The sequence below is a fragment of the Acrocarpospora sp. B8E8 genome (genome assembly GCF_039871605.1).
Taxonomy (GTDB): Bacteria; Actinomycetota; Actinomycetes; order Streptosporangiales; family Streptosporangiaceae; genus Acrocarpospora; species Acrocarpospora macrocephala.
Genome location: NZ_JBDPLV010000052.1, coordinates 77854 through 86697, shown reverse-complemented (window position 1 = coordinate 86697; position 8844 = coordinate 77854). Strand labels below are relative to the sequence as shown.

Below are 8844 nucleotides of genomic sequence, written 5' to 3'. Positions count from 1 at the left end.
CGTCCACCCCAAAACGATCAAAGCTTGGCGGCGAGCCGGGATTGTCGGTGGCACCCGCTATAACGACAAGGGAGAGTTCCTCTACGACCCACCCGACCCCGACAACCCGCCGGACCGCCCGAAGGCCAGCCGCCGCCCCAACAAGACCTGACCAGCGCGAACGCCAAACACCGCCGGAACGACCCGAAGAGGTGCAGTATGCAGCCTGAGGTTTGGCCGTAGGCGTTCAGGTTTGCGCGGAGGCATCGCCGTGGAAGGGATCTCCCAGGCATGCTCGTACACCGTCTGCTGACGCCGACCGTAGTCGGCCGAGCAGGCCGGATCCAGGCCCAGTTGCTCGGCCACGAAAGCGACCGCGCCGGGCGGTACCGCCAGCGGGCTCTCAGTCAGGAACACCCCGAGCATCCGCACCGTGCCCCACTGCACCGCCCATCCCAGCTTGGTGGCGGGGGGCGCTTATCCGCCAGCGCGTTCAGTGCTGCGCGGTCCAGCCGGAAGAACTGCTCCCGCCGAACCAGGCTCCTCCTCCGAAGACGCGCTACGCCTGCTCGCCTCCTGGGCCGCCGCCTTCGAGCACACTGATCAGCCCCAGAACACCGACCACCCGTACCCGCGCATTGAGCGCACCTGATACGGGGGTTGATGCAGCGGACAGTCGTTATCGTGCTTCTCCTTCGATAGGAGCGATCCGGTGGGAGGTGAACGTGCGTCTGCTGAGAGATGGGTTCGTCCTCGTGGAAGATGACGACCCGGGCAATGTGCCGGTCGTCCTCGATGGGTTCGCCCGGTGACCTGCGACCGGTGGCGAGGACTGCTCCGGTACGGGGGTCGGTGACCTGGTAGGCCATCGGCAGCCCGTCCTCGCGCATGGGCCGGAGGGCGCCGCAGTGCTCCCAGGTGTGGACCTCGGCACCGCCGGCCGGGATCTGCGGTCGGCCGCGTAGACGCGCACCTGCTCCTCGGTGGCCCGCCAGGGCAGCCCCCACGCGGTGTCGGCGACGAGGATCGCCGGGGTTCCATCGGCGTGGACCAGGTTGCGCCCGCCCGGCGACATCATCCAGAACCCGTGGCGCTCGAAGTGGTTCGGCATTACTCCTGTTCGAAGCAGCATCGGTATCGCTAAATAGCCATTCTTAGCCTGCTGACCTGGCAAATCAGTGGGTACCGTTACCTAATTGTCTCTTGACGCCCTAGTTTGTAACGCCTACGTTAACCGCATCGGGGAGCCGCTTAAAACGATTCAATCCCCCTGGAGGGGCCCCATGAAAACCTCACTCCGCCCGCTCACGACGGCGGTCGCCGTTCTGGCGATAGCGGCCCTGAGCTCCTGCGGCGCGAGCGGCGGCGGCGAACAGGCCGGTGCCGGTCCCGTCACCCTCTCCTTCCTGACGGGTACTGACCAATCCACGGTCGACACCTCGAAAGCGCTGGCCGACGCCTTCATGAAGGCCAACCCGAGCATCAAGATCGACATCGAGAACCAGCCCGGTGGCAGCGAAGGCGACAACATCATCAAGACCCGCCTGTCCACCGGCGAGATGAGCGACGTCTTCTGGTACAACTCCGGTTCGCTGCTGCAGGCCCTGAACCCCACGCAGACGCTGGTCGACCTGACCGGTGATCCTGTCCTGGCCAACGTCCAGCCCGACTACCTGCCGGTCGTCACCCAGGGCGGCAAAGTCTTCGGCGTTCCGGCGACCACGCTGACCGGTGGCGGCATCCTCTACAACCGCAAGGTCTACGAGCGGCTCGGCCTGCAGGTGCCCAAGACGTGGGCGGAGTTCATGGCCAACAACGACAAGATCAAGGCCGCGAACATCACCCCGGTGATCACCACGTTCAAGGACACCTGGACCTCGCAGATCTTCGTCCTGGCCGACTACTACAACGTGCAGGCCGCGGTGCCGACGTTCGCAGCCGACTACACCGCGGGTAAGGCCAAGTTCGCCGGAACTCCGGCGGCGATCGGCGGCTTCCAGCACCTGGCCGACGTCCACGCCAAGGGGTATGCCAACAAGGGCTTTGGTTCGGCCACCCTGGACCAGGGCCTGAAGATGCTCGTCGAGGGCAGCGGCGCCCATTACCCGATGCTCAGTGGCCTGCTGCCGCCGCTGCTGGCCAACTACCCGCAGACCGCCACCGATGTCGGCTTCTTCGGCATCCCGGGTGACGACCCGGCCAAGAACGGCGCCACCGTCTGGGAACCCGCGGCGATCTACATCGCGAAGACCACCGAGCACTTGGACGCGGCCAAGCGGTTCCTGGCATTCGTCGCCTCCCCGGCCGGGGCCGACGCGGTCACCGCAGCGGTCCGCCCGTCTGGCCCTTACCGGGTCAAGGGTTCCAAACTGCCCGAGGACGCCCTCCAGGTCGCCAAGGATCTCCAGGTGTACATCGACCAAGGAACTACCGCGCCGGCGCTGGAGTTCCTGTCGCCGATCAAGGGCCCAGCGCTGGAGCAGATCACCGTCGCGGTCGGTTCGGGGCTGACGCCGCCGGCTGAAGGGGCCGCCCAGTACGACAAGGACGTGGAGAAGCAGGCCAAGCAGTTGGGCCTCGCGGGGTGGTGATCAAAGACGCCGGGCCTCGCACGGGGCCCGGCCCGGCCGTGCTGCACCGTCATGCCCGGGCGGCGGGCAAGATGCGCTCGGCCTACCCGTACGCGCTCTACCTCCCGGCCGCTGTCGTCTACCTGGTGATCTTCCTGGTGCCGACGGTGATGGCGTTCTATTTCGCGCTGACCCGCTGGACCCTGTTCGACAGCACCTTCGTCGGTTTGGACAACTTCCGCGACTTCCTGGCCGAGCAGAACCTCAGCATCGGTTTCCAGAACACCCTCAGCTACGCCGTGATCACCAGCGGGCTGAAGGTCGTGCTCGGGATGGCGCTCGGGGTCCTGCTCACCAGCAGACTGCGGCTGCGGGGCTTCCTGCGGTCGGTGGTGTTCTTCCCCGTGCTGGTCTCCACGGTCGCGGTCGGCATCACCTTCAGCGCGCTGCTGCGCCCGGACACCGGACTGGTCAACAAGGCCCTGGCCTTGGTCGGCAGCTCCGGCCCTGACTGGCTGGGCGAGGCCACGACCGCGTTGCTGTCGGTCGCTTTGGTCGACGTCTGGAAGGGCGTCGGGCTGGCCACCGTCATCTACATCGCCGGCATCCTGTCGATCCCGCAGGACTACTACCAGGCGGTCGCCGTCGACGGGGGTACGGCCTGGCATCGCTTCCGCCATGTCACGCTGCCGCTGAGCTGGCCCGCCACCTACTCGGTGATCATTTTGTCGTTCATCGGCGGGCTGCGGTCCTTCGACCTGATCTGGACGATGACCCGCGGCGGCCCCGGCTTCACCAGCGACGTCATCGCCTCGATCATCTACAAGCAGTACCAGGCCGGGTTCTTCGGCTTGTCCACGGCGGGCAACGTGCTGCTGTTCGTCATCGTGACCGCGCTAGTGGTTCCACTCAATTACTTCCTCGGCAAGCGGCAGGTCGCCCTATGAGATCCGTCAAATGCGCGGGGGCCGAGGGCCTGGCGCTGCTCCTGGCCACCGTGATCTTCCTGGTGCCGTTCTCGTTCATGCTGCTGACGGCCGTCAAGGACGACGTGCAGTCGGCGGACCTGGATTTCGCCTGGCCGGCGAACTGGCCGATCGTGCAGAACTTCGTCGAGGTCGTGCAGGCCCGCGACTACATCCTGTTGCGGGCCTACCTCAACAGCACGATCGTCACGGTCGCCTCGGTCGCCCTCATCGTGATCGGCGCGGCGATGGCGGCCTTCGTGCTGCAACGCCGGGCCGGGCGCATCGGCGCGGTGGCGAACTTCCTGGTGCTGGCCGGACTGATCATCCCGCCTGCGATCGTGCCGACGATCTGGCTGCTGCAGGCCATCGGGCTGTTCAAGACCCTGCCAGGACTGGTGCTGATCGAAGTGGCCTTCGGGCTGGCGTACGCGGTGCTGCTGTTCCGGGCCTTCATCGCCGCCATCCCCAGGGAACTGGACCAGGCGGCCATGATCGACGGATGCGGCGGGCTGTCGCTGTTCTTCAAGGTGATCTTCCCGCTGCTGCGACCGGTCACGATCACGGTGATCCTGACCAGCTCAGTGGCCATTTTCAACGACTTCGTCAACCCGCTCTACTTCCTGCCGGGCGACAAGAACGCGACCGTGCAGGTCACCCTCTACAACTTCCAGAGCCAGTACAGCACGCAGTGGAACCTGCTGTTCATGGACATCGTGCTCATCACGATCCCGCCGCTGCTGGCCTTCGTCTTCTTCAACCGCAAGATCGTCGCCGGCATGACGGCCGGCGCCATCAAGGGATGACATGACCTTTCTGAACGTCGAACCGGTCACCTTCGAACACCACCGTGATCCCCTCGGCATCGGCGAAGCCGCTCCTCGCCTGTCCTGGCTGGTGGGCACCGACCGTCCGGGATGGCTGCAGCAGGCGTACGAGATCGAACTCAACGACGGCGGCGCCACCCGCGTGGAGTCCGGAGAGTCGGTGCTGGTGCCCTGGCCGGGCGAGGTGCTGCGTTCGCGTGAACGCCGGAGCGTGCGGGTCCGCGTCCATGGACAGGACGGTTCGGTCAGCGACTGGAGCCCCTGGTCCTGGGTGGAAACCGGGCTACTTCACTCGGCCGATTGGCGGGCCGGGGCCACCGCGCCAGTCCGGGACCTGCTCGACGGGGCTCCGCTGCTGCGCCGCGACTTCACCGCACGAGCCCGGGTCGCCGCCGCCCGTCTGTACGTCACCGCCCACGGCCTCTACGACCTCGAACTGAACGGCACGAGCGTGGGTGAGGACGTGCTGGCCCCCGGCTGGACCAGCTACCACCACCGGCTGCGCTACCGCACCCACGACGTCACCGACCTGCTGCGCGAGGGCGCCAACACGATCGGCGCGATGGTGGCCGACGGCTGGTACCGGGGCCGCATCGGCTTCCGCGGAGGCCGGTCGGGCCTCTACGGCGACCGCACCGCGCTGATCGCCCAACTGGAGATCACCTACACCGACGGCACCACCGAGACCGTCGCCTCCGACGGCGACTGGCGCTGCGCCCCAGGCCCGGTCACCTCGGCGAGTCTCTACGACGGCGAGGCCCACGACGCCCGCCTGCTCCCCCTCGGCTGGTCCACCCCCGGCTTCGACGACTCCGCCTGGCGACCGGCCGACCTGCTGCCCCACGACCCGGCCCTGCTGGTCGCCCCCACCGGCCCGCCCGTGCGCCGGGTGGAGACGCTCACCCCGGTGGCGACCCTGACCGGACCCGACGGGGAGACCATCCTCGACTTCGGCCAGAACATCGCCGGTCGCCTGCGCATCCGCGTCCAAGGCCCGGCAGGGCAGACCGTCTCCTTCCGCCACGCCGAGGTTCTCGACGAGCACGGCGCGCTGGCGCTGCGCCCGCTTCGCATGGCGGCCGCGCACGACACCTACACGCTCAAAGGCGACGGTCCCGAGGAGTGGGAGCCGCGTTTCACCGTGCACGGGTTCCGCTACGCCCAGCTCGACGGCTGGCCCGGCGAGCTGAACAGCGGCGACGTCCTCGCGGTGGTCTGCCACACCGACATGCGCCGCACCGGCGACTTCACCTGCTCCGATCCGCGACTCAACCGGCTGCACGAGAACGTCGTCTGGAGCATGCGCGGCAATTTCGTCGACCTGCCCACGGACTGCCCCCAGCGAGACGAGCGGCTCGGCTGGACCGGAGACATCCAGGTCTTCGCCCCCACCGCCGCCTTCCTGTACGACTGCGCCGGGCCCCTCGCCTCCTGGCTGGCCGACCTCGCGGCCGAGCAGGCCGAGTTCGGCACCGTGCCGGTGTTCGTGCCCTGGATCGCGCTCGAACCGTTCGTCGACGTGCCGCCGACGGCCGCCTGGGGCGACGCCGCGGTCGTGGTGCCGTGGACCCTGCACCGACGCACCGGCGACCTGGAGCTACTGCGCGCGCAGTATCCGAGCATGACCGCCTGGGTGGACCAGATCGCCGCTCTGGCGGGGGACTCCCACCTGTGGGACACCGGCCCGCAGCTCGGGGACTGGCTCGACCCGACCGCTCCTCCCGAACGGCCCTTCGAGGCGCAGACCGACCCGGGGCTGGTCGCCACCGCGTACCTGGCGTACTCGGCCCGGCTGGTCGCCGCGAGCGCGGCATCGCTCGGCCGCGCCGAGGACGCGGATCGCTACCACGCGCTGGCCGACCGGGTGGTGGCCGCGTTCGACTCGGCCTACGCCACCACCGAGGGCAAGGTCACCAGCGACTCGCAGACCGCCTACGCCCTGACCCTGCGCTTCGGCCTGCTCGACGGCGACCAGCGCAGGGCACACGCCGGGCGGCGCCTGGCCGAGCTGGTCCGGGCCAACGGCCACCGCATCGGCACCGGATTCGTCGGCACCCCGCTGATCTGCGACGCCCTCACCGACGCGGGCGCGATCGAGGATGCCTACCGGCTGCTGCTGCAGACCGAGTGCCCGTCCTGGTTGTACGCGGTCACCATGGGCGCCACCACCATCTGGGAACGCTGGGACAGCATGCTGCCCGACGGCACGATCAACCCCGGCGAGATGACCTCCTTCAACCACTACGCTTTGGGCGCGGTGGCCGACTGGATGCACCGCACGATCGCGGGCCTGGCCCCGGCTGAGCCCGGCTACCGCCGCCTGACCGTGCGTCCCCGCCCCGGCGGCGGCCTCACCCACGCCCGGGCCCGGCACGAGACCCCCTATGGCACGGCCGAGGCGAGCTGGGAGCGCACCGAAGCGCGGCTGACGATCACGGTCGTGGTGCCGCCCAACACCACGGCGACGGTCCATCCGCCGGCTGACCCGGACCATCCCATCGAGGTCGGCTCCGGCCGGCACGTATTCCGCCTGGAGGCGTGATGCGCTACCACGACTTCCACCACGACGGCCTGACCCTCCGCGCCGCCCTGCACACCCCGGTCGAACGAGGACCCGTGGTGATCTTCGTACACGGCTTCTCCAACAACCGCATGGAGAACGGCTCGTTCGTCTCGATGGCCAGGCTGCTGGAGGAGAACGGCATCGGGTCGGTCCGGTTCGACCTGTCCGGGCATGGCGAGAGCGACGGCGACTTCTTCGACGTCACCATCACCAGGGAGATCGCAGAGACCCGGGCGGTCCTGCGGGCCGTGCGCGAGCTCGACTTCGCCGACCCCGGCCGGATCGCGCTGGTCGGCATGAGCATGGGCGCGGTGGTCGCCGGGGTCGCCGCCGCCGAGGAGCCGGGCGTCCGGGCGCTGTGCCTGTGGTCTCCGGCCGCCGTGGCGCCCTTCGAGGTCGGCGCCGGCCGGCTGAAGGGCCGTCACATCGCCAGCGAACTGGCCGACAAGGGCTACTTCGACGCCGATGGCCACCGGATGAGCGCCGCCCTAGTCGAGGACATCACCAACTTCGACGTCTACGGCCGGTCCGCGGCCTACACCGGGCCGGTGCTCATCATCCACGGCGACCGCGACACCATCGCCCCCATCGAATACGCCCGGCGCTACATCGACCACTACGACGGCAACGCCCAGCTGGTGATCATCGGCGACGCCGACCACGGCTGGTCCACCGTGCCCCACCGCCACCGGCTGCACCAGTCCACCGTCCGGTTCCTTCGCGCGCATCTGGAGTGCCTCGACGATGATCGATGACCTGGAGACCCGCGCCCGGCTGCTGGCCGGAACGACATCCGGCTCGTGATCGGATAAACAGCGGAAAGCACCGCCGCGTGCACTCGTACAATCGACGGAACACCCTCGGGAGGAAATTCGATGGCCACGCGTAACCCTCGGCGGCGGGTGACGATCGCCGATGTGGCCAGCCACGCCCAGGTGTCCACCACCGCGGTGTCGAAAGTGATACGCAACGCCACGGGCGTCAGCGCGGTCACCAAGAGCCGGATCCAGGCGTCCATCGCGGAACTGGGTTACCGGCCGCAAGCCGCCGCCCGGGGAATGCGCGGGCGCACGTTCACGATCGGCCTGGTGCTTCCGCATATCCGCAACCTGTTTTTCGCCGACATTCTCGACGGCCTTTCCGGGCAACTGGAGAACACCGGATATCAGGCCATCATGGTTCAGGGCGGGGACACCAGAAAGGCCGAAAGGCAGGCTGTCGACGCGCTACTGGACCGCCAGGTGGACGGCATCATCAATGTGGCTCCGCTCGCCTCCAAGAACCGAATGGAGGAAGTGGCGAAAGAACGGCCGTTCGTCGTTCTGGCCCGCCACGAAAGGTCGACCCTGTACGACTCGGTGTACGACGACGACGAGGCGGGCGCCGAACTGGTCGTCAGACACCTGATCGAGCTCGGCCACCGCCGGATCGCCCACATCACCCACCAGGACAACAGCCTCGCGCAGCCCGCCGACCTGCTGCACATCATCAGAGCCGAGACCTACAAACGGATCATGCGCGAGCACGGCCTTGGCGACGAGATCGCCATCGCGACCACGTTCTACAACGAGCAGGGCGGCTATGACGGCGCCCGCGAACTGCTGGCCCGCTCGCCCCGTCCCACCGCCATCTTCGCCGGCGCCGACCAGGCCGCGATCGGCGCCCTGGCGGCGGTGCACGAGGCGGGCCTCTCGGTCCCGCAGGACGTCTCGATCGCCGGATACGACAACACCCTGCTGGCCGCCCTGCCCATCATCGCGCTGACCAGCGTCGACCAGGACGGCTTCTCGATGGGCCGGATGGCGGGCAGGCTGCTGCTGGAGCGCATCGAGGGCCGCGTGTCGGCCGCGCGTTTCTCGGTCGCGCCCAAACTCATCACCCGCCGCTCCACCGCTCCTCCTCCCGCCTGACCTCTCCAGACGTCGGCATGGGTGCCGCCC

General features: G+C 68.4%; 6 protein-coding genes. All 6 read left to right on the top strand.

Annotated features, from left to right (window positions below; translation table 11 throughout):
• Positions 1 to 1262 precede the first annotated feature (1262 nt).
• Entirely contained in the window at positions 1263 to 2570 is a 1308-nt protein-coding gene (locus ABGB08_RS37680; RefSeq protein WP_347600775.1) for an extracellular solute-binding protein, read from the top strand.
• Positions 2564 to 3496, top strand: coding sequence for a sugar ABC transporter permease (locus ABGB08_RS37675; protein ID WP_347600773.1), 933 nt, complete (start codon positions 2564 to 2566; stop codon positions 3494 to 3496). Before ABGB08_RS37680 ends, ABGB08_RS37675 begins: the two co-directional genes overlap by 7 nt.
• On the top strand, positions 3493 to 4320 hold the full coding sequence (locus tag ABGB08_RS37670) for a carbohydrate ABC transporter permease (RefSeq protein WP_347600771.1): 828 nt from the start codon (positions 3493 to 3495) through the stop codon (positions 4318 to 4320). Before ABGB08_RS37675 ends, ABGB08_RS37670 begins: the two co-directional genes overlap by 4 nt.
• A 1-nt stretch (position 4321) precedes the next feature.
• Positions 4322 to 6883: a glycoside hydrolase family 78 protein gene (locus tag ABGB08_RS37665; protein WP_347600769.1), complete on the top strand. Its 2562-nt coding sequence runs from the start codon at positions 4322 to 4324 to the stop codon at positions 6881 to 6883.
• Positions 6883 to 7659: an alpha/beta hydrolase gene (locus ABGB08_RS37660; RefSeq protein WP_347600767.1), complete on the top strand. Its 777-nt coding sequence runs from the start codon at positions 6883 to 6885 to the stop codon at positions 7657 to 7659. Before ABGB08_RS37665 ends, ABGB08_RS37660 begins: the two co-directional genes overlap by 1 nt.
• A gap of 120 nt (positions 7660 to 7779) precedes the next feature.
• Positions 7780 to 8814 (top strand): LacI family DNA-binding transcriptional regulator, encoded by a 1035-nt coding sequence (locus ABGB08_RS37655; RefSeq protein WP_347600765.1) that lies wholly within the window; start codon positions 7780 to 7782, stop codon positions 8812 to 8814.
• The last annotated feature ends 30 nt before the right edge of the window (positions 8815 to 8844 follow it).

Coding starts and splice junctions, on each gene's coding strand:
- ABGB08_RS37680 (WP_347600775.1), top strand. CDS start 1,263: ATGAAAACCTCACTCCGCCCGCTCACGACGGCGGTCGCCGTTCTGGCG.
- ABGB08_RS37670 (WP_347600771.1), top strand. CDS start 3,493: ATGAGATCCGTCAAATGCGCGGGGGCCGAGGGCCTGGCGCTGCTCCTG.
- ABGB08_RS37665 (WP_347600769.1), top strand. CDS start 4,322: ATGACCTTTCTGAACGTCGAACCGGTCACCTTCGAACACCACCGTGAT.
- ABGB08_RS37660 (WP_347600767.1), top strand. CDS start 6,883: ATGCGCTACCACGACTTCCACCACGACGGCCTGACCCTCCGCGCCGCC.
- ABGB08_RS37655 (WP_347600765.1), top strand. CDS start 7,780: ATGGCCACGCGTAACCCTCGGCGGCGGGTGACGATCGCCGATGTGGCC.